The sequence below is a fragment of the Pseudomonas asiatica genome, assembly GCF_040214835.1.
In the GTDB taxonomy this organism is placed as follows: Bacteria; Pseudomonadota; Gammaproteobacteria; order Pseudomonadales; family Pseudomonadaceae; genus Aquipseudomonas; species Aquipseudomonas putida_Z.
Genome location: NZ_CP157874.1, coordinates 2,300,804 through 2,321,399, shown reverse-complemented (window position 1 = coordinate 2,321,399; position 20,596 = coordinate 2,300,804). Strand labels below are relative to the sequence as shown.

The window sequence follows — 20,596 nt, the reverse complement described above, 5'->3', positions numbered from 1 at the left end:
CCTGAAATTTTTGCGAATTCTAGAAGATGATTCCATACCGCCGATAGCCGCTGCAGCCAGCGCGACACGAACTGTCCGGTTATCGCCCATTACTTGCCCGGCAGGGCCGCCACACCCTTGCAGGCCGATTCGCTGCCAATAAGAATGTGGAACCTTGTTCCAATAACAATACAGGAATCCCGCAATGCCTTCCGCTCCCTACGAAACCGAATGCGATGTACTGGTCATAGGTTCTGGTGCCGCCGGGCTGGCTGCGGCCGTGACGGCTGCCTGGCACGGGCAGAAGGTGATCGTGGTGGAAAAGGAGCCAGTGTTCGGCGGCGCCACCGCCTGGTCCGGCGGCTGGGCCTGGGTGCCGCGCAACCCGCTGGCACGCCGGGCCGGTATCGAGGAAGACATCGAGCAGCCGCGTACCTACCTGCGCAATGAACTGGGGGCGTATTACAACGCCGAACGCGTCGACGCCTTTCTCGAAGCCTGTCCGCACATGGTGGCGTTTTTCGAAAAGCACACGGCGCTGCAGTTTGCCGACGGCAACGGCATCCCCGACATGCATGACGACACACCGGGCGCGGCCCAGGGCGGGCACCAGGTGATTGCCGCGCCCTATGACGCCCGCGAGGTCGGTGCGCTGCTGCCACGCCTGCGCAAGACCATGCGCGAAACTTCGTTCATGGGCATGCCGATAATGGCGGGTGTCGACCTTGCCGCGTTCCTCAACATGACCCGCTCGCCCAAGGCCTTGCTGCACGTGTGCAAACGCTTTGGCCGCCACCTGTACCACCTGGCCCGGTATGGCCGGGCGATGCACCTGGTCAACGGCGTAGCGCTGGTGGCCCGCCTGGCCAGGTCGGCGCAGGACCTGGGCGTGCGCCTGCAGGAGTCGGCACCGGCCAAACGCCTGCTGGTCGAGGATGGCCAGGTGCGGGGGGCGCTGGTGGCTACACCGCAGGGCGAGCAACTGATCCGTGCCAAGGCCGTGGTACTCGCGGCGGGTGGTTTCCCCAACGACAATGCCCGCCGTCGGCAACTGTTCCCGCGCGATGCCAGCGGCCACGACAACCTGGCCCTGCCCCCCAAGGGTTGTTCGGGCGACGGCCTGCGCCTGGGCGAATCGGCCGGCGGTGTGGTCGCCACCGACCTGAAGTCGCCGGTGGCCTGGGCGCCGGTTTCGCGAGTGCCGCACCGCGACGGCAGTGTCGGCCACTTCCCGCACATCATCGAACGCGGCAAACCGGGCATCATCGGCGTGTTGGCCGACGGCAAGCGTTTCGTCAACGAAGCGCATGGCTATTACGACTATGTGTCAGCGATGGTCGCGGCGGTGCCGCAGGGCGAAGAGGTGTGTTCGTGGCTGGTCTGCGACCACCGCTTCCTGCGCCGCTACGGCCTGGGCCACGCCCGCCCGGCGCCGCTGCCGGTGTGGCCGCACGTGCGCAGCGGCTATCTCAAGCAGGGTGCCACCCTCGAGCAGCTGGCCGAGGCCTGCGGCATCGACCCGGTAGGGTTGCGCGCCACGGTCAGCGACTTCAACAACCATGCCCGCAACGGCCAGGACCCGGCGTTCGGCCGTGGTTCCACACCGTTCAACCGCAAGCAGGGTGACCCGCAGCACAAGGGGCCAAACCCTTGCGTGGCGCCCATCGAGCATGGGCCGTTCTATGCGGTGAAGGTGCAGCCCGGCTGCTTTGGCACCTTCGCCGGGTTGCGCACCGACGGGAATGCCCGGGTGCTGGATGCAGCTGGGCAGCCGATTGCTGGCCTGTATGCGGCGGGTACCGACATGGCCAGCGTGTTTGGCGGCTGGTATCCGTCGGGTGGCATCAACCTGGGCCCGGCGCTGACCTTTGGCTATGTGGCCGGGCGGCATATTGCCGGGGCGCAGGAGTATGAATGAGGTGAGCGATCACTGATGGCCGTGCCCTGTTCCTCATGGACGGCGCGATTCCTGTAGGAGCGGCCTTGTGTCGCGAAAGGGGTGCGAAGCGCCCCCAACGATCTGTGCATCACCGCAAAAACGCCGGGGCCGCTTTGCGGCCCTTTAGCGACACAAGGCCGCTCCTACAGGAAACCGCGCCTGCCTGCGATACCTCAGTGCGTCATGCCCAGCTCGGCATCATCCATCAGCGCCTTGGCCATCGCGCTCAGGTAATGGGCGGCCCAGATCATCATCGGTTTCTCATCCATCAGGCCGGTAATGGTCAGTTCGCGGACATAGCCCATCAACTCCGAGGACTGCTCGCGGGCATCGCGGCAGGGGATGCCGGGCTCGATGCGGAACAGTGGATGGGTGCCGTTTTCACCTTGGTAGAAGGTGGTCTTGCCGACGGTGAATTGGGTGTCTTCTGTGGTCATTATTCAATCCCCCTGAAATATCTCGAGTGCCTGAGCCGGCCCTTTCGCGGGTAAACCCGCTCCCACAGGTACTGTGCAAGTCTTGAAGTCTGTGGTGATCCTGTGGGAGCGGGTTCACCCGCGAAGAGGCCAGCCTTGGCGACAAATCAATAAAGCCTTAATGCAAAGTGCTGCGCCCATCGGGCATCTGCATCTGGATCAAGGTGTCTTCCAAGGAATGGGGGGATGTGGGGTGGATCGGGGACAACTTTCAGCATGAATCAACTCCTTGATGGAGCTACCACACACCTGCTGTCAAACGGGAGGGCGGCAACTGTACGTAGGTTGACAGACCGGCGGAGTTGATCAGTTACCGGCGCACGCGAACGTGCCCTACGCACAGCTGCCATTGAAACCTCAGCCATGCGATCAACCCGAAGCGGCCTGTCAAAGCCGATCGCTGATGTGCAGCGACCCGCTGAGACTAGAGCGCTGCCAAAGCGGCCGCAACGGGAAACAGGCGGCGTGAGTATCTTTGGGAAATGGCCTACAAGGAAGGGCCTAAATCTGATTTTTCGTTCAAGCCGGGCAACGCATCTGCCCCAGCCAGTACGCCACATCCACATCGTCGATCTGCTCGGCACGCAGGAACCGCTCGGCATACTGGCGGTACACCCCGCTGCTGAGGAACAGCTCCAGCAGCTGGCCGTCGATGTGCCCGCCACGGGCCATGCCCACCAGGATCTTCACCGACTCGGACACGGTCTTCGGCGCCTTGTAGGGCCGGTCGGCCGCGGTCAGCGCCTCGAAGATGTCGGCAATCGCCATCACCCGCTCGGCAATGCCCAGGTCCTGCTCGCCCAGCCGGCGCGGGTAGCCGCTGCCGTCCATTTTCTCGTGGTGGTTGCCGGCGATGTCCGGTACCCGCTTGAGCTGGCGGGGGAACGGCAAGGAACTGAGCATGATGATGGTCTGCACGATGTGTTCGTTGATCTTGAAGCGTTCCTCATCATTCAGCGTGCCGCGGCGGATCGCCAGGTTGTACAACTCGCCATGATTGCTGGCGTAGGCCGGCAAGCGCATGTCGAAGCCCCAGCGGTTGCGCGGGTCGCCCTTGGCCACCGGGGGCTTGCGCGGGCCCCAGGGCACGCAATGCTCAGGGCGGTCGGCCAGCAGTGGTTCGTCAACCGGTAGCGCAGGCGCAGGCACATCGGCAAAGCGCTCCACCTCATCACGGGAGATGCCCAGGCGGTTGTCGAAATGGCGCTGCCAGCGGCGCTGGCCAATCTGCTGCAGGCGCTCGATGTCGGCGTCCTGCATGAACTCGCCGCCGATGTTGGCCTGGGCGACGAAGGCGAAGTCGTCCTGCAGCTGCGCCTGGCTGCGCGCCAGGGTGGCTTGCAGCGCCTGCTGGTCGCCACCGCTGGCCAGGCCTTGCCAATAGGCCAGCTCGGCATCCCGCCAGAGCACCTCGAAACGCATGCGTACCTCGTGGATACGGTTGTACAAGGTTTCCAGCTTGGTCGCCTTGTCCACCACATACTCGGGGCTGGTGACCTTGCCGCAGTCGTGCAGCCAGGCCGCCACGTGGAATTCGTAGCGTTCAGCCGCGGTCATGCTGAAGCTGGCGTACGGGCCGGTTTCGGCCGCCACCGCCTGGTCCAGCAGCATCTGCGCCAGTTGTGGCACCCGCTCGCAATGGCCGCCGGTATAGGGGCTCTTGGCATCGATGGCATCGGCCAGCAGCTTGATCATGGCATCCAGCAGGCGTTGCTGGGCTTCGACCAGCTGACGCGTCTCGATGGCCACCGCCACCACCCCGGACAGTTCGGCAACAAAGCTGCGGAACGGCTGGCCTGTCTGCTCGTGTACAGACCCATCGCCCAGTTGCAGGACCAGGATGCCCAGCAACGCCTGGCTACGGTCATTCAACACCAAGGCCATGCTGCCCTCATGCAGGCCGAGGGCCTGGGTCACCGCCGTGGCCAGGTGCTGCTGGGCAGTCTCATCCACGGCCAGCTCGCCAGGGTACTGCTCGCCACGGCAGGCCGCGGCCAGGCGCAGCAAGGCATGTTCGGCATCGAACAGGTACACCACGCCGGCATTGACCCCGGCGGCTTCCACCAGATGGGTCAACACACCGTCGAGCATGCGCTCCAGGTCGCGCTCGCGGCTGAGCGTGAGGGTAATCGCCTGGAAGCTGCGGATGGTGCCGGACATGCGGCTGAGCACGCGGCTCAGTTCACGCACCTCGGACACCCGCGAGCGCACCCCGACTTCGCGGCTGAAATCAAAACCCGCCACGCCTTGCAGCTGTTCGGCCAGCAACCGCAACGGGCGGCCGATGCGCCGGCCGAGCACACCACCGAGCACCAGCAGCACGGTTATCAGGGCGGCGGTCCAGAGCAACTGTTCGAGCAGTACCTTGCGTGCACCGGCCAGCAACTCATGGCCTGGCACGGCAATCAGCACCTGCAGGTCCTGCCCGGCCAGGTTGGTCAGTGGCACACGCATGCCATACCAGGTCTGGCCGTCCACCTGATAAGGCTGCGGGCGGGTGCCTTGCGGCAGGTCGGCGTAAAGGTGCTCCAGGCTGGGGATGCCCAGTTCGCCGATGCGCGACAGGCGCACGGCCTGCCCTTCGTGCACGATTACCCGCTGCAAGTCCGGGTAGGCCACCACGCTGCCCTGGTCGTCGACCACGACGATCTCGGTGCCGGGGGTCATGCGCAGGCCTTGGGTCTCGCTGGCCAGGTCATCGACCGAAACGTCCATGCCGATAACCGCCCCGCCGTCGACGCTGCGCTGGGCCATGGTCAGGCCGATCTCGCGGGTGGTGTAGAACACATAGGGGTGGGTCAGCACGGTGGTGGGTTGGGCGCTGGCTTCGACAAACCACGGGCGCGTGCGCGGGTCGTAGCGGTATTCGGGCTTGGCCTGGGCCTGCAGCAGGTTCAGCGCGTGGTCGTAGAAGCGCCATTCACCCTGCACCGCCCCGCCCTCACGGCTGACACTCTGCACCAGGAACACAGTGCCCGGCGGCGCGGCGAAACGCTGCAGCAACTGCGGGTCGCGCAAGCGGCGCACCAGCAGGAACTCACCACTGGGGTAACCCATGTAGGCAGCACTGAGCATGCGGTTGGCGTCCAGCGTCTCGACCAGTTGCGGCAAGCGTTCCAGGCGCTGCGCCGGGGTTTGCGCGGCCGGGTTGTGGGCGAGCAGGCGGATACTGCTGTGCACCGGGTCGATCAGGCGCCGGGCGCGCTCGTCGATGGTCTTGCCAATTTGCTGGGCAGAATCACCCGCTGCGGCCACCAAGGTCTGGCGAATGCCGTGATAGCCCTGCCAGGCCAGGGCGGCGCCGAGCAGCAACATGCCCAGCACGATGGCGAGTGCCACCAGCCACTGCAGTGAAATGCCACGTCCGGCGTTGCCAGCAGCACGACCATTCGACACGCAGCCCATCCCAGGTACTCCATGTATGGCACATTGCCTTGGCTGATACCCGCAGCAGTGTAGAGGGCGGACGGGCTTTTTGCCGGGCTAGAGAAGAAATTTAGTCTTGCATGGCTCCTCTAGCCAGCACTGGCCCTTGTAGGAGCGGCCTTGTGTCGCGACAGGGCTGCAAAGCAGCCCCGGCAATTTGTGCATCCGTGCTGAAACCCTGGGGCTGCTTTGCAGCCCTGTCGCGACACAAGGCCGCTCCTACAGGTCCTGGGTATGCCTTCAGGGATCAGGCGCGCAACTGGTACCAGGTGGTCTTGAGCTGCGAATACTTGTCGAACGAGTGCAGCGACAGGTCGCGGCCAAACCCGGACTGCCTGCCGCCGCCGAACGGCACCGTCACGTCCAGCGCATCGACCGTGTTCACCGACACGGTGCCGGCCTTCAAAGCCCGCGCCACGCGGTGCACCTGGTTGAAGTCATCGCTCCACACCGACGCCGCCAGCCCATAGATGCTGTCGTTGGCCAGGCGCACGGCCTGCTCTTCACTGTCGAAGGCACTGACCGCCAGCACCGGCCCGAATACCTCTTCCCGCGCCAGGCTCATACGGCCATCGACACCGGCAAAAATGGTCGGCTCGATGTAATTGTCCGAGCCGTCGATAGTCAGGCGCCGGCCACCACACACCAACCGCGCCCCGTCCTGCCCGGCACGGGCGATGGCGGTTTCGATCCGGCCGGTCTGCCCGGCATCCACAATGGCACCGGCACGGCTCGCCGGGTCCAGCGGGTTGCCTGGCAGCCACTTACGGGCCTTGGCCTGCAGGCGCTCGATGAACTCGTCATGGATGGAGCGCTGCACGTACAGCCGCGAGTTGGCCGAGCACACCTCACCCTGGTTGAAGAAGATACCGAATGCCGCCTTTTCCGCAGCCAGGTCCAGGTCCTGGCAGTTTTCGAACACCAGGTTGGGGCTCTTGCCGCCGCACTCCAGCCATACCTGCTTGAGGTTGGACTGTGCCGAGTACTGCATGAAGTACTTGCCCACCTGGGTGGAGCCGGTGAACACCAGGCAATCCACGTCCGGGTGCAGGCCCAGCGCCCGCCCGGCCTGCTCGCCCAGGCCCGGCACCACGTTCAGCACGCCTTCCGGCACACCGGCCTGCAGCGCCAGCTGGGCCAGGCGCAGGGCCGAGAATGGTGATTGCTCGGCGGGCTTGAGCACCACGCTGTTACCGGCAGCCAGCGCCGGGGCGAGCTTCCAGGCGGCCATGTCGAGCGGGAAGTTCCACGGCACCACGGCGGCGACCACGCCGAGGGCTTCGCGGGTGATGGTGGCCAGCGCGTTGGGCGCGGTGGGTGCCACCTGGTCGTACAGCTTGTCCAGTGCCTCGCCGTACCAGGCGAACACCTGCGCCGAGCCCGGCACGTCAATGTTGTAGGCGTCCATGACTGGCTTGCCCATGTTCAGCGAGTCGAGCAGGGCCAGTTCTTCGCGATGGGCCATGATCAGCTCGGCCAGGCGCAGCAGCACTTTCTTGCGCTCGCCCGGGGCCATGCGCGGCCATGGGCCTTGTTCGAAAGCCCTGCGGGCGCTGGCGACGGCCAGGTCGACCTCGGCCTGGCCGCAGGCGGTGACCTGGGCCAGCACCTTGTTGGTAGCGGGGTTGACGGCAGCGAAGGTGGCGCCGTCCTGTGCGCTGACGGGCTTGCCGTCGATCAGTGCATTGGCCGGGAGGTAGAGGTCCGAGGCACGTTGTTGCCAGAATTCGAGGGTGTACATTTGTACTCCAGGCGACCGTCGTGGCGGTCTCTGTTGCTCGTGAGGTGCAGTGTCGATACAGCACCGGGGGAGCGGGTTCATCGAGGCGTCGAACCGCCGCGAACACCGGCGAAGCCGGTGCCATGCACCGCGTCGCATTCTTCGCGGGTGAACCCGCTCCCACAGGGGCTGCGGAGCGCTCGCAGGTTTTTAGAGCTTGCCGACCAGGCGCGCCGTGCGGTCCACGGCAATGCGGGTCTTCTCCACCAGCTCATCCAGCTCGCTGTGGTTGGCGATCAGCGCCGGCGCCATGATCATCCGGCCCAGGGTGGAGCGAATGATCACCCCTTCCTCGAAACCGAAGGTGCGGCACTGCCAGGCCAGGTCATTCTCGTTGGCGAAGCGCTTGCGCGTCGGCTTGTGCTCGGCGAACTGCAGCGCCGCCACCAACCCGGCGCCCTGCACCTGGCCGATCAACGGGTGGTCGGCAAACACCTCGCGCAGGATGCGTTGCAGGTACGGCCCGGTGTCGTCCTTCACCTGGCGCACGATGCCTTCGTCACGCAGCGCCTTCAAGTTGGCGATGGCCACCGCCGCCGCCACCGGGTGGCCGGAATAGGTCAGGCCGTGGGCGAACACCCCGCCCCGCTCCACCAGCGCCTCGGCAATGCGCTTGCTCAGCACCAGGCCGCCCATGGGCACGTAGCCGCTGGTCAGGCCCTTGGCGATCGACAGGGTGTCGGGCTCGAAGCCGAAGTACTCGTGGGCGAACCATTCGCCAGTGCGGCCAAAGCCGCCGATCACTTCATCGGCGCACAGCAGCACGTCGTACTGGCGGCAGATGCGCTGGATCTCGGGCCAGTAGCTTTCCGGCGGGAAGATCATGCCGCCCGCGCCCTGGAACGGCTCGGCGATAAAGCCGGCGACGTTCTCGGCACCCAGTTCGAGGATCTTCTCCTCCAGCTGCAGGGCGCAGCGGCGGCCGAACTCGGCCGGGGTCAGCTCGCCGCCCTCGGCGTACCAGTACGGTTCGTCGATGTGCGCCACATCCGGAATCAACCCGCCCATTTCGTGCATGAACTTCATGCCACCCAGCGCCGTGGCGGCCAGGGTCGAGCCGTGGTAACCGTTCCAGCGGCCGATCATGATCTTCTTGTTCGGCTGCCCGACCACCTGCCAGTAGCGGCGCACGGTACGGATCAGCACCTCGTTGGCCTCGGAGCCGGAGTTGGTGTAGATCGCGTGGCTGTAGTGCCCCGGCAACAGGCTGAACAGCAGCTCGGACAGTTCGATCACCGCCGGGTGGGTGGTGTGGAAGAACATGTTGTAGTAGGCCAGCTGGTCCATCTGCGTGGCTGCGGCGGCAGTCAGGTCGCGGCGGCCGTAGCCGAGCTGGGTGCACCACAGGCCGGACATGCCGTCCAGGTAGCGCTTGCCCTCGCTGTCCCACAGGTGCAGGCGTTCGCCACCGACGATCACTCGCGGCCCTTCGGCGTTCAGCGCCTTCTGGTCGAGGAAGGCATGGATGTGGTGCGCGGCATCGGCTGCCTGGTAGTCACGGGTCTGGCGTTGCGGGGCGAAAGGCGCATTCATTGTTGGTTTTCCTTTGCGGTGGGGTTGCAGGGTGGCTTGCGCTCAGCGCAGCTTGCCCATGTAGCTTTCCAGCGGGTCCTTGCCCAGCACGCCCTGGGCATTGGCCAGCGCGTCGATGAACAGGGAGAACAGCTCGGACTGGGTACCGATGTCGAGCTTGGCGTAGACGTTCTTGCGGTGTGACTTGATGGTGTCCTCCGACACCCCCAGGCGCTCGGCCAGCGACTTGGTCGAGTGGCCACGCAGGATCAGCTGGGCGATACGGCACTCACGCTCGGTCAGCAGCGAGCTGCCGAAGTTGTTCAACGCCGCGTGGATGCGCTGCTCGAGGATGTTCTCGAAGCGCCCGGTGCGGCTGTCCAGCCCGGCGAAGTGCTTGCCGAGCACCGCCAGTACCCAGGGCGTGATACGCGCGAACAGCGCACGGGTTTGCCCATCGAGCTTGTCGGTGAACGCCAGCGATACCGCCAGGCTCTGCCCGGGCGCGACCTGCAGGATGTAGTTGAGCTCATCCTCCAGGTGCGAGTGCCGGTAGAACGACTGGTAGTACTCGCTGACCTCGAAGTGGTCGGGCGCCACTTCGAACAGGCCGTAGCAACCGGACTCGACCTGCTCCACACAGGCCCCGTAGAACGGGTCGAGCAGATAGAAGCCGGACAGGTAGCGGCTGACATTGCCCTCGGGCTGCCAAGGCGCCTTGTCGTCCTGCTCGAACAGCGCGCAGGGCATGCCGTCGTGCGGGTACAGGTACACCGTGGTCGCCTGGATCGGCCGAATCACGCCAAGCGCAGCAAACAGGGTGGCGGCAAAGCCCGGTCGGCCGATCGCCTCGGTGACCTTGGCCAGGTGCTCGAACCACTGTTGCGAAAGCAATTGATCAGTCACTTTGGGCCTGCCGTCTCAAGTAAAGGCACCGCCGCCAGTGCGGTGCGTCGTTGGCCAGATACTCCCATGGCACTGCAAACACCGAAATCACCCTTTGGGGTGAGCAGGCAAAGCCCCCTGCCGGCTCACCCCAAAGGGTGATTCCGGGTACCGGCGGGGTGTGGGAGCATCAACCCGCCCCAGCGCTGCGAGCCACCCGCTCGACCTCCTTGCACAACACCCACCGGTATCGAGCCCGCTCGCATACCGCGGCGTCCTGCATCCCTTTCCAGGAGTTAGCAATGCATACAACAACAAGTACAGCCCATAGCCCTGCACATAGCCCGTCGCAACCCACCGCCAGCAACGGCCGTTTCCGCAAGTCCATGGGGCTGCCCGCCCTGGTGCTGTTCGGCCTGGCCTACATGGTCCCCCTTGCAGTATTCACCACCTACGGGCTGGTCACCCAGATGACCAAGGGGCACCTGCCCACCGCCTACCTGCTGACCCTCGCCGCCATGCTGCTGACCGCCTACAGCTATGGCCGCATGGTCCAGGCCCACCCCTATTCCGGCTCGGTCTACACCTACACCCGCAAGGCCTTCGGCAGCCACATCGGCTTCATCGCCGGCTGGACCCTGCTGCTCGACTACATCTTCCTGCCGCTGCTCAGCTACCTGCTGATCGGCATCTACATGTCGGAGTACTTCCCGGCCATCCACGCCTGGGTGTGGGTGGCGGGCTCCATTGCCCTGGTCACCTTCCTCAACCTGATCGGCATCGAGTCGATCACCCGGGTGAACTGGATCCTGGTGGTGGTGCAACTGGTGTTCATCGTCGTGTTCGTCGCCCTGTCCATCCACAACCTCGGCGGGCAGGCGCAGCCGGTGTCGCTGCTGGCGCCGTTCCACCACGAAGGCTTCAGCGTGCCGTTGATCATGACCGGCGCCGCCGTGCTGTGCCTGTCGTTCCTGGGCTTCGATGCGGTCTCGACCATGGCCGAGGAAACCAGCAACCCCACCTACCGCATTCCCGTGGCGATCCTCGCCGTGTCGCTGATCGGCGGCATGTTGTTCCTGGTGGTGTCGTACTGCGCACAGATGGTGTTCCCTGACTGGGGCAGCTTCGCCGACCCGGACTCGGCGTCGGTGGACGTGATGCGCCGGGTCGGCGGCGAACTGCTGGTGACCGCCTTCACCGCCACCTACGTGGCCGGCTGCTTCGCCTCGGCCATGGTGTCCCAGGCCAGCGTGTCGCGGGTACTGTTCGCCATGGGCCGCGACGGTGCGTTGCCCCGTGCGTTCGGCCAACTGGTGACGAAAAAGCGCGTGCCGGCCACGGCCATCCTGCTGGTCAGCCTGCTGTCGCTGATTGCCTTGGTGATCAGCCTCGACACGGTGGCCAACATGATCAGCTTTGGCGCGCTGTTCGCCTTCTCGGCGGTGAACCTGGCCGTGGTCAAGCACTACCTGATCGACCACAAGCTGCGTGGTGGCCGCAACTACCTGCTGTATGGCGCCATTCCCGGCCTGGGCTTCCTCAGCACGCTGTGGCTGTGGAGCAGCCTGACCAGCCTGTCGTTCACCATCGGTTTGTGCTGGATGGGCATGGGCCTGGTGGTGCTGCTGGGGCTTACCCGGGCGTTCCGGGTGAAGCTGCCGGAGTTGCAGATGGCCGAGTGACCCACGCGCTTTCAAGCATTTGCGCGGTCCCTGTGGGAGCGGGTTTACCCGCGAATACCGGCGAAGCCGGTGCCATACACCGAGTCGCCTGCTTCGCGGGTGAACCCGCTCCCACAGGGGGCCGTGCATACGATGGAAACTTTTGGAGAAGGCCGTTGTGATAACAATCTGTTATCACCTGATCCGCATTAATCATTATTCAGCACGCATTTCGCCCCCTACAGTCCCAGCCCAACGACTGTCATTGCCAACGGGAAACGAAATGTCCATCGAACATCGCCTGAACCACATCGCCGGCCAGCTCAGCGGCAACGGTGACGTGCTGCTGAACAGCGTCGACGCCCACACCGGCGAGCCACTGCCATACGCCTTCCACCAGGCGACCGGCGACGAAGTCGAAGCCGCCGTGCTGGCCGCCGAGGCTGCCTACCCGGCCTACCGCAGCACCAGCCCGGCACAGCGCGCCGCCTTCCTCGACGCCATCGCCAACGAACTGGACGCACTGGGCGATGACTTCGTCCAGCATGTGATGCGCGAAACCGCGCTGCCCGAGGCACGCATCCGCGGTGAACGCGCCCGCACCAGCAACCAGCTGCGCCTGTTCGCCGATGTGGTGCGCCGTGGCGATTTCCTCGGTGCGCGCATCGACCGTGCGCAGCCCGAGCGCACCCCGCTGCCACGCCCGGACCTGCGCCAGTACCGCATCGGCGTCGGCCCGGTGGCTGTATTCGGTGCCAGCAACTTCCCGCTGGCCTTCTCCACCGCCGGCGGTGATACCGCCTCGGCGCTGGCGGCCGGCTGCCCGGTGGTGTTCAAGGCCCACAGCGGGCACATGCTGACCGCTGCCCACGTGGCCGCGGCCATTGACCGCGCGGTGGCCGGCTGCGGCATGCCTGCAGGCGTGTTCAACATGATCTATGGCGCCGGCGTGGGTGAAGCACTGGTCAAGCACCCGGCCATCCAGGCGGTCGGCTTCACCGGGTCGCTGCGTGGTGGCCGCGCCCTGTGCGACATGGCGGCTGCGCGCCCGCAGCCGATCCCGGTGTTCGCCGAAATGAGCAGCATCAACCCGGTAATTGTCCTGCCCCAGGCCCTGCAGGCCCGTGGCGAGCAGGTAGCCGGCGAACTGGCCGCCTCGGTAGTGCTGGGTTGCGGGCAGTTCTGCACCAACCCGGGCCTGGTGGTGGGCATCAAGTCGCCGCAGTTCGAACGCTTCGTGCACACGCTGGTGGCGCGCATGGCCGACCAGGCGCCGCAGACCATGCTCAACGCCGGCACCCTGCGCAGCTACCAGAGCGGTGTGCAGCACCTGCTGGCGCACCCTGGCATCCAGCACCTGGCCGGGCAGCCACAAGCCGGCACCCAGGCCCAGCCACAGCTGTTCAAGGCGGATGTGAGCCTGCTGCTGGACAGCGACCCGCTGCTGCAGGAAGAAGTGTTCGGCCCGACCACCGTGGTGGTGGAAGTGGCCGATGCCCAGCAACTGGCCGAAGCGCTGCGCCACCTGCAAGGCCAGCTGACTGCCACGCTGATTGCCGAACCGGACGACCTGCGTGCCTTTGCCACGCTGGTGCCGCTGCTGGAGCGCAAGGCCGGGCGCCTGCTGCTGAACGGCTACCCGACCGGCGTAGAGGTATCGGACGCGATGGTGCATGGCGGGCCATACCCGGCCACCTCCGATGCCCGAGGCACTTCGGTCGGCACCTTGGCCATCGACCGCTTCCTGCGCCCGGTGTGCTTCCAGAACTACCCGGATGCACTGCTGCCGGATGCGCTGAAAAGTGCCAACCCGCTGGGGATTGCGCGGTTGGTGGATGGGGTAGCCAGCCGTGGCGCGGTTTGATCTGACATTGAGGTAGCCTGTACTGGCCTCTTCGCGGGTAAACCCGCTCCCACAGGTACTACACAGCTCATGAATTCTGTGCAGTACCTGTGGGAGCGGGTTTACCCGCGAAGAGGCCGGCACAGGATTACCAGCCCTGTATACAATCCGCAAAAACCTTGCTTACAATGCCATGCGCCTATGACATCGGTAATCGCCGATGCGTATTGCGACAGGCTTAAGCCATGTCATCTACAAATGCTCCAAGAACGCTACTGGTCAAGAACGCCGAACTTCTGGTCACCATGGACGGCGAACGCCGCGAGATCAAGAACGGCGGAATGTTCATCGAAGGCAACCTGATCCGCCAGGTCGGCCCCAGCGATACCCTGCCACAGCACGCCGATGTGGTGCTGGACATGGCCGGCAAGGTGGTCATCCCTGGCCTGGTCAACACCCACCATCACATGTACCAGAGCCTCACCCGCGTGGTGCCTGCAGCCCAGGACGGCGAGCTGTTCAACTGGTTGACCAACCTCTACCCGATCTGGGCACGCCTGACCCCCGAGATGATCGCGGTGTCGACCCAGACCGCCATGGCCGAACTGATCCTGTCCGGCTGCACCACCTCCAGCGACCACCTGTACATCTACCCCAACGGCTGCAAGCTCGACGACAGCATCCATGCCGCCGACGAGATCGGCATGCGCTTCCATGCCGCGCGCGGCAGCATGAGCGTGGGCCGCAGCCAGGGCGGCCTGCCGCCTGATTCGGTGGTGGAGAAGGAAGCCGACATCCTCACGGAATCCCAGCGCCTGATCGAGGACTATCACGACGCCAGCCACGGCTCGATGCGCCGCATCGTGGTGGCGCCCTGCTCGCCGTTCTCGGTCAGCCGCGACCTGATGCGCGAAGCCGCCGTGCTGGCACGCCAGTACGGGGTGTCGTTGCACACACACCTGGCCGAGAACGTCAACGACATCGCCTACAGCCGCGAGAAGTTCGGCATGACCCCCGCCGAATATGCCGAAGACCTCGGCTGGGTCGGCCACGACGTGTGGCACGCCCACTGTGTGCAACTCGACCAGCATGGCATCGAGCTGTTCGCCCGCACCGGCACGGGTGTCGCCCACTGCCCATGCTCGAACATGCGCCTGGCCTCGGGCATCGCCCCGGTGCGCAAGATGCGCGACCACGGGGTGCCGGTGGGCCTGGGGGTCGACGGTTCGGCATCCAACGACGGCGCCAGCATGATCGGTGAAGTGCGCCAGGCCCTGCTGCTGCAACGGGTGGGCTTCGGCCCCGACGCGATGACTGCACGCGAGGCGCTGGAAATTGCAACGCTCGGCGGTGCCAAGGTGCTCAACCGCAACGACATCGGCGCCCTGGCCCCAGGCATGGTGGCCGACTTCGTCGCCTTCGACCTCGGCCACGTGGCTTATGCCGGTGGCCACCACGACCCGCTGGCGGCGCTGGTGTTCTGCACCCCGACCCAGGTGCACACCAGTGTCATCAATGGCCGTGTGGTGGTGAAGGATGGCCAGTTGGCCACGGTCGACCTGCCACGGGTGCTGGAGCGCCACAACCAGTTGGCACGCCAGCTGGTCAGCGGCGAATAAGCAGCCATTCGGGGCCGCCTTGGCGGCCCTTCGCCGGCAACGCTGCCGTGTCTTGCGAAATCAGAGGACCATGAGCATCTCATGCCAGGCCATGCCGCCGTGGTCCGACGGCGACGGTTTCACGTACTGATACCCCAGCTTCTGGTACAACGCCACATGCTGTTCCTTGCACATCAGGTGAATGGTCAGCTTGCCCGCCGCCTTCATGCGAGCGATGAATTCATCCATCAACTGCTTGGCGTAGCCTTTGCCCTGGTGCGCCGGGTCCACCACCACCGACATGATCACCACGTTTGGCGCCGCCGGGTCATGCCCGACCAGCTCCTTGAATGCCTCGTCGGACATCACCACTTCGTGGGCACAGCCACTGTTGATGAAACCAACGATCTCGCCCGCGTTTTCCAGCACCAGGAAGCCCTGCGGATACTGCGCGATGCGGGTGCGGATCTTCTCCAGCGTGGCCGCCTCATCGCCTTCATAGGCACCGATTTCGATGGCGTAGCAGCGTTCGGCGTCGGCGGCTGTGGGGGTGCGGAACTGAGGGGCGCTCATGGATGGATTCCTTGGTAATGGCTAAAAACAGCCGCCATGGTAAATGAGCGCCGCAGCCACAGGTACAGCTTGTACCCGAAACCTGCGCAGTAACCGAACACATCCACCGCGCCGCCTGCTTCGCGGGCATGCCCGCTCCCACAGGTACGGCACAGGCTTCGGGATCACGCTGTACCTGTGGGAGCGGCCTTGTGTCGCGATGGGGCGCAAAGCGCCCCCCAAACTCAACGCGGTGCGCTGACGTCCGTTTGCCCGGTAGCCAGCAAGGCCCCACGAACAAAACCACTGCGCAACTGCCGTTCGACAAAGTCCCGCACATAGGCTGCAGCCTGCTCGCGCCCACGCGGCACGGCCATGGCTTGGCGAATGGCGGTGAACGCGCCGTCCAGCACCCGATACCGCAAGTCGGCATCGGCCACTTTCTGCAACGGCTGACGCACACCGGCCGCGGCATCCAGGCCTTGCTCGATGAACAGGTCAACGGCGCCAGCCGAGGTATCGGCACGTACCAACTCGGCGTGTTCGAGGGTGCGGCTCAGGTACAGGTCATAGGCAGCCCCCTTGCCCACGGCCAGGCGCAAGCCGGCACGGTCCAGTTGCTCGACCTGTTGGAACGGCGCATCGCGGTTTACCAGGTACGTGCCTTCGATCAGTACATAGGGTTCGCTGAAGGCTATCTGTGCTTCGCGCACCGGCTCGATGGCGAGGAAGGCCAGATTCCAGGTCCCCTCCTCCAGCGCCGCGAAAACTTTGCCGGCGGCGTCGAAGGTATGCATTTGCAGGGTAACGCCAAGCTCTTCGGCCAAAGCCTTGGCAAGAGCGACCGATACGCCCTGCGGTTCACCGTCCGGGCCACGCTGTGCGAGGACCGGATTGCCGAGATTGATGGCAACCGGGAGGATGCCGTTGGGGGCAAGTTGATTGAGCACTGCTTGCGCGATGGTGGCAGGCATCGGGTTCTCCATGAATTTTTCTGGCCTTACCAGATAGGCAAGGTGTAGGTCACGATCAGGCGGTTTTCGTCTGCACCCCGGGCGAAATTGGAGCGGTAGGCCGCATTACGCCAGCGAATGCCAACGTTCTTCAAGGGGCCGGCCTGGATCACGTAGGCGATATCGGTGTTGCGCTCCCATTCACGCCCCTGCTGTGTCGAGGTGGCCGCATCGGCGTGGTCGCCCTTGACATAGCGGGTCATGAAGCTCAGCCCCGGGATGCCCAGCGCAGCGAAGTCGTAGTCATAGCGCAACTGCCACGAACGCTCGCCCGGCTCGGCAAAGTCGTTGATCTGGATGTAGTTGGTCAGGTACGGGTCGGTACCGTTGAGGAACGGCATTGAGGTATCGCCATTCATTTTCTGCAAGCCAAGGCCAAAGGCATGGCCGCCCAGGCTGTAGGTAAACATGCCGCTCAGGGCGCCGCTATCGATGGCACCACCACGGGCTTTGCCGGCGTCGTCACTGAGCATGTAGCGCAGGTCACTCTTGAGCTTCCCCGGGCCCAGGCTCCATACATGGTTGAGGCCGAAGAAGCTCTGCCGGTACACGTCCTGCAACTCGGCGTACTGGTAGCTAATGCCCAGCTGCTTGCTCAAGGCGTAGTCAGCACCGCCGATCCAGTAGTCATCCCCTTCAACGGCCCCGGCGAAGCGCCGGTTCTTGTTGTTGAGGGTAATCCTGGTCGCGTTGGTCGAGTCGCGGTCGGTCATCCGGTTGAAGCGCGCAGCGGTGAAGGTCAAGCCTTCGATTTCCTTGACCGTCAGCAAGCCGCCCTCGAAGGTTTGCGGCAGGATGCGGCCGGTATTGGCCTGCACGGTCGGCAGTTTGGGGACCAGGGTGCCGTACTTGAACTCGCTGGCAGACACCTTGACCTTGGCGGTCAAGCCCAGGCGGCTGAACTCGTCGGCGGCGCGACCATCGTCGTGCACCGGCAGCAGACCAGAGCCTGCACGGTCGGGGCTTGAATCGAGCTTGATGCCAAGCATGCCCAGGGCGTCCAGGCCGAAGCCGACTGTGCCAGGGGTGTAGCCGGAGCGCAGGTCGAGCAGGAAACCCTGAGCCCACTCCTCGCGCTTGGACTGGCCGGTGCCGTCGCGGAAGTCGCGGTTGAAATAGTAGTTCTGCAGCGTCAGATTGGCCTTGCTGTCCTGGATGAAGCCTTCGGCGCTGACGGTGCCGGCGGCCAGGCAGGGAGACAGGGTTAGCAGGGTACGCAGGATGTTCTTGTTGTTGTGCATCTGGCGGTTCCGAATTTGCTGGGATTGTTGGGGCCGCGGCGCGGCCCTGTCGCGACACAAGGCCGCTTCTGGTGGTTTGGTGTTGCTTCAGAGGTGGCGTGCTCCTGTGCAGGAGCAGCCTTGTGCTGCGAACGGGCTGCGCAGCAGCCCCAAGGGACTAGTGGGCGGATGCGGTCTGCGGCTGACCGGGTTCCTTGTTGTCAACCCGCATCAGCAAGGTCATCAGGAACGCCAGTAGCAACAAGGCACTAAGGAACATCAACCCGGTCGCCGCACTGCCGGTCTCGCCCTTGACCACGCCAATCAGCGACGGCCCGGCAAAGCCGCCGAGGTTGCCGATGGAGTTGATCACGGCAATCGACACCGCAGCGGTGGCGCGGTCGAGGAACAATGTAGGCAGTGCCCAGAACGGCGACTTGAAGCTATATAGCCCGGTCAGCGCCACACAGATCATCGTCATCGATGCCACCGGGCTTGGCAGCATGGCCGCACCTACCAGGCCCAGGGCCGCCACCGCCAGCGGGATAGCCGAGTGCAGCTTGCGCTCGTTGCGCCGGTCAGAGCTGCGCGACCACACCACCATCAGAATGGTCGCGACAATGTACGGCAGCATGGCGATCAGGCCGATCTGGGTATGGGTCAGGCTGCTGCTGAAGCCCTTGATGATCTGCGGCATCCAGTAGCCGACACCCAGGCTGCCGCACTGGTACACGAAGTAGATGAACGCCAGGTACAGCACCTTGGGGTTGACCATGGTCTTGAACACACTCAGGCGCTTTACATTCTTGCGGCTCTGGCGGTCACGTTCCAGTTCGGCGATCAGCCAGTCCTTTTCTGCCTGGGTAAGCCACTTGGCCTGTTCGGGCTTGTCGGTCAGGAACAGGAAGCAGGCCACGCCGAGGAAAATTGCTGGCACGCCTTCGAGGAACAGCATCCAGCGCCAGCCGCTCCAGTCCAGCCACTTGATGTTGTCCATGATCCAGGTGGAAAGCGGTGCACCGATGATGTAGCTGACCGGGATCGCCGCCGTGAACAGGGCCACGGTGGTGGCCAGTTCCCTGGAGCGGAACCAGTAAGTCAGATACACGATTACGCCCGGAAAGAACCCGGCCTCTGCCACGCCAAGGAAGAAGCGCAGCACATACAGCTGGTTGGCGGTCTGGGCAAAGGCGGTAGCGGCAGCGATGGCTCCCCAGGTCACCAGGATGCGGGCGATCCACACCCGCGCACCGTACTTGTTGAGCATGACGTTGCTCGGAACTTCGAACAGGAAGTAACCGATGAAGAAGATACCCGAGATGAAGCCGAAGGCTTCACTGGTCAGGGCCAACTCCTTGTTCATTTCCAGGGCCGCGTAGCCGATGTTGGCACGGTCCAGGTACGACACGATGTAAAGCAGGAACATGAAAGGGATGATGCGCAGGGTGACCTTGCGGACCGTGGCCTGTTCATCGACAGTCTTGTTGTTGTTCATGGCAACCTCACTATGGGGCAGGCCAGAGCCCGCCCCTTTTCATTGTTATACGTGCAGCCCGGTTCAGGCAGAAAAAACCATGCAGACCGGACTGCCGGTCGAAACCGCAAAGCCCGTCTTGCTCAAGCGTCCGTGCTGCGCATCGACTGCCAGGGCAACGATGCTGTCGCTGTCTTCGTTCAGGGCGAAGACAAAGCGCTGGTTGGGAGTAAGGGTGAAGAAGCGTGGCGTGCTGCCACCGCTCGGCGCCACATCGGCTAGCGTCAGCAGGCCGCTTTGCAGGTCGATGGCAAACACTGCGATGCTGTCGTAACCGCGGTTGGAGGCGTAGAGAAAACGCCCGCTGCGGTCCACTTCGATTTCCGAGGCGCGGCTGTTGCCGGTGTAGGTCGAGGGCAGTGACGACAACACCTGCAGCGGTTGCAGTGCACCGGTCATGGCGTCGAAGCGGTAGCTGGTGACGGTGGAATCCAGCTCGTTGATGGCAAAGGCGTAAGGCGCATTGGGGTGCAGCGCGATATGCCGTGGCCCGGCGCCTTCGCGACTGGCCACGAAGGGTTGCTCGGCCGGGTACAACTTGCCGTTGTCGAAGCGGAAGCTGAACACCCGGTCCAGGCCTTTGTCCGGCACCAGCACAAACTGGCCCGAGGCATCGAACGGGTTGAAATGTGGCTTGGCAAATGGCTGCTCGACCCGGTGCGGCCCGATCGGCCCTTCCAGTTGCACCAGCTGGCTGACCGCACCCAGGCGGCCATCAGCCTGTACGTCCAGCACTGCCAGGGTGCCGGTAATGTGGTTGGACACGACCATGTGGCGCTCGCTCGGGTCCAGCGCCAGGTGCACCGGGTTGCGGCCTTCGCAGCTGACGGTGTTGAGCAGGACCAGGCTGCCATCGTTGCGGTCGACGCTGAAGGCGCTGACTTCGCTGCGATCGCCATGCACGCTGTACAGACGGTCGCCGGCCCGATTGAGGGCCAGGAACGACGGGTTGACCAGGTCACCGACCACCTGCACGCGCTCCAGGGTGCCCGCCTGCTGGTCCACCTGATAGACCGTGATACCGTCACCCCTGGCATTGCGCTCGCGGGTGGTGCGCGAACCGACGTAGGCAAACATTGGGTAGTTCTCCCGTTAGTGGATGAGCGCTGGCCTTTGTGGCGGCAGCAGCGCCCCGCACGGTGGCCATCACGGCCACCGCCTTGAATCATTCAGAGCAG

The 20,596-nt window shown here is 64.6% G+C and carries 14 protein-coding genes; 4 read left to right on the top strand and 10 right to left on the bottom strand.

Annotation, left to right across the window (positions count from 1 at the left end; all coding sequences use genetic code 11):
• The first annotated feature begins 184 nt into the window (after window positions 1–184).
• Complete coding sequence (locus tag ABNP31_RS10420) at window positions 185–1,897, top strand: FAD-dependent oxidoreductase (protein WP_350013282.1); 1,713 nt, start codon at window positions 185–187, stop codon at window positions 1,895–1,897.
• A gap of 194 nt (window positions 1,898–2,091) precedes the next feature.
• Here ABNP31_RS10420 and ABNP31_RS10415 read toward each other — a convergent pair whose 3' ends face one another.
• The 5 genes from ABNP31_RS10415 to ABNP31_RS10395 all read right to left on the bottom strand — a co-directional run bounded on the left by ABNP31_RS10415 (window position 2,092) and on the right by ABNP31_RS10395 (window position 10,018).
• Window positions 2,092–2,355, bottom strand: a complete 264-nt coding sequence (locus tag ABNP31_RS10415) for a DUF3077 domain-containing protein (protein WP_085663304.1) — start codon at window positions 2,353–2,355, stop codon at window positions 2,092–2,094.
• 558 nt (window positions 2,356–2,913) lie between these two features.
• Complete coding sequence (locus tag ABNP31_RS10410; protein WP_238067716.1) at window positions 2,914–5,799, bottom strand: HD domain-containing phosphohydrolase; 2,886 nt, start codon at window positions 5,797–5,799, stop codon at window positions 2,914–2,916.
• Between the two features lie 268 nt (window positions 5,800–6,067).
• Window positions 6,068–7,561 (bottom strand): aldehyde dehydrogenase, encoded by a 1,494-nt coding sequence (locus ABNP31_RS10405; RefSeq protein WP_350013281.1) that lies wholly within the window; start codon window positions 7,559–7,561, stop codon window positions 6,068–6,070.
• A 189-nt stretch (window positions 7,562–7,750) separates the two neighbouring features.
• Entirely contained in the window at window positions 7,751–9,133 is a 1,383-nt protein-coding gene (locus ABNP31_RS10400; RefSeq protein WP_025338659.1) for an aspartate aminotransferase family protein, read from the bottom strand.
• A 42-nt stretch (window positions 9,134–9,175) separates the two neighbouring features.
• Complete coding sequence (locus ABNP31_RS10395; protein ID WP_075044859.1) at window positions 9,176–10,018, bottom strand: helix-turn-helix domain-containing protein; 843 nt, start codon at window positions 10,016–10,018, stop codon at window positions 9,176–9,178.
• A gap of 281 nt (window positions 10,019–10,299) precedes the next feature.
• On the opposite strand from ABNP31_RS10395, the gene ABNP31_RS10390 reads away from it, so the two are divergent.
• The 3 genes from ABNP31_RS10390 to ABNP31_RS10380 all read left to right on the top strand — a co-directional run bounded on the left by ABNP31_RS10390 (window position 10,300) and on the right by ABNP31_RS10380 (window position 15,120).
• Window positions 10,300–11,679, top strand: a complete 1,380-nt coding sequence (locus ABNP31_RS10390) for an APC family permease (RefSeq protein ID WP_075044858.1) — start codon at window positions 10,300–10,302, stop codon at window positions 11,677–11,679.
• A 262-nt stretch (window positions 11,680–11,941) separates the two neighbouring features.
• Window positions 11,942–13,522 carry an aldehyde dehydrogenase (NADP(+)) gene (locus tag ABNP31_RS10385; RefSeq protein WP_350013280.1) on the top strand — a complete coding sequence of 527 codons (1,581 nt, stop codon included), beginning with the start codon at window positions 11,942–11,944 and terminating at the stop codon, window positions 13,520–13,522.
• 224 nt (window positions 13,523–13,746) lie between these two features.
• Window positions 13,747–15,120 carry an 8-oxoguanine deaminase gene (locus tag ABNP31_RS10380; protein WP_238067720.1) on the top strand — a complete coding sequence of 458 codons (1,374 nt, stop codon included), beginning with the start codon at window positions 13,747–13,749 and terminating at the stop codon, window positions 15,118–15,120.
• A 60-nt stretch (window positions 15,121–15,180) separates the two neighbouring features.
• Here the strand turns inward: ABNP31_RS10380 and ABNP31_RS10375 are convergent, their stop codons facing one another.
• The 5 genes from ABNP31_RS10375 to ABNP31_RS10355 all read right to left on the bottom strand — a co-directional run bounded on the left by ABNP31_RS10375 (window position 15,181) and on the right by ABNP31_RS10355 (window position 20,495).
• Window positions 15,181–15,672 carry a GNAT family N-acetyltransferase gene (locus ABNP31_RS10375; RefSeq protein WP_013972094.1) on the bottom strand — a complete coding sequence of 164 codons (492 nt, stop codon included), beginning with the start codon at window positions 15,670–15,672 and terminating at the stop codon, window positions 15,181–15,183.
• Between the two features lie 224 nt (window positions 15,673–15,896).
• Window positions 15,897–16,625: a transporter substrate-binding domain-containing protein gene (locus tag ABNP31_RS10370; RefSeq protein WP_085663297.1), complete on the bottom strand. Its 729-nt coding sequence runs from the start codon at window positions 16,623–16,625 to the stop codon at window positions 15,897–15,899.
• Between the two features lie 26 nt (window positions 16,626–16,651).
• Window positions 16,652–17,905 (bottom strand): OprD family porin, encoded by a 1,254-nt coding sequence (locus tag ABNP31_RS10365; protein ID WP_085663296.1) that lies wholly within the window; start codon window positions 17,903–17,905, stop codon window positions 16,652–16,654.
• Between the two features lie 157 nt (window positions 17,906–18,062).
• Entirely contained in the window at window positions 18,063–19,379 is a 1,317-nt protein-coding gene (locus ABNP31_RS10360; RefSeq protein WP_075044852.1) for an MFS transporter, read from the bottom strand.
• Window positions 19,380–19,442: 63 nt separating this feature from the next.
• Complete coding sequence (locus ABNP31_RS10355; protein ID WP_085663295.1) at window positions 19,443–20,495, bottom strand: lactonase family protein; 1,053 nt, start codon at window positions 20,493–20,495, stop codon at window positions 19,443–19,445.
• Window positions 20,496–20,596: the final 101 nt, after the last annotated feature.

What these genes read in the sequence shown, in the direction of transcription:
- ABNP31_RS10420 (WP_350013282.1), top strand. Translation starts at nt 185, where the DNA reads ATGCCTTCCGCTCCCTACGAAACCGAATGCGATGTACTGGTCATAGGT.
- ABNP31_RS10415 (WP_085663304.1), bottom strand. Translation starts at nt 2,355, where the DNA reads ATGACCACAGAAGACACCCAATTCACCGTCGGCAAGACCACCTTCTAC.
- ABNP31_RS10410 (WP_238067716.1), bottom strand. Translation starts at nt 5,799, where the DNA reads ATGGGCTGCGTGTCGAATGGTCGTGCTGCTGGCAACGCCGGACGTGGC.
- ABNP31_RS10405 (WP_350013281.1), bottom strand. Translation starts at nt 7,561, where the DNA reads ATGTACACCCTCGAATTCTGGCAACAACGTGCCTCGGACCTCTACCTC.
- ABNP31_RS10400 (WP_025338659.1), bottom strand. Translation starts at nt 9,133, where the DNA reads ATGAATGCGCCTTTCGCCCCGCAACGCCAGACCCGTGACTACCAGGCA.
- ABNP31_RS10390 (WP_075044858.1), top strand. Translation starts at nt 10,300, where the DNA reads ATGCATACAACAACAAGTACAGCCCATAGCCCTGCACATAGCCCGTCG.
- ABNP31_RS10385 (WP_350013280.1), top strand. Translation starts at nt 11,942, where the DNA reads ATGTCCATCGAACATCGCCTGAACCACATCGCCGGCCAGCTCAGCGGC.
- ABNP31_RS10380 (WP_238067720.1), top strand. Translation starts at nt 13,747, where the DNA reads ATGTCATCTACAAATGCTCCAAGAACGCTACTGGTCAAGAACGCCGAA.
- ABNP31_RS10375 (WP_013972094.1), bottom strand. Translation starts at nt 15,672, where the DNA reads ATGAGCGCCCCTCAGTTCCGCACCCCCACAGCCGCCGACGCCGAACGC.
- ABNP31_RS10370 (WP_085663297.1), bottom strand. Translation starts at nt 16,625, where the DNA reads ATGCCTGCCACCATCGCGCAAGCAGTGCTCAATCAACTTGCCCCCAAC.
- ABNP31_RS10365 (WP_085663296.1), bottom strand. Translation starts at nt 17,905, where the DNA reads ATGCACAACAACAAGAACATCCTGCGTACCCTGCTAACCCTGTCTCCC.
- ABNP31_RS10360 (WP_075044852.1), bottom strand. Translation starts at nt 19,379, where the DNA reads ATGAACAACAACAAGACTGTCGATGAACAGGCCACGGTCCGCAAGGTC.
- ABNP31_RS10355 (WP_085663295.1), bottom strand. Translation starts at nt 20,495, where the DNA reads ATGTTTGCCTACGTCGGTTCGCGCACCACCCGCGAGCGCAATGCCAGG.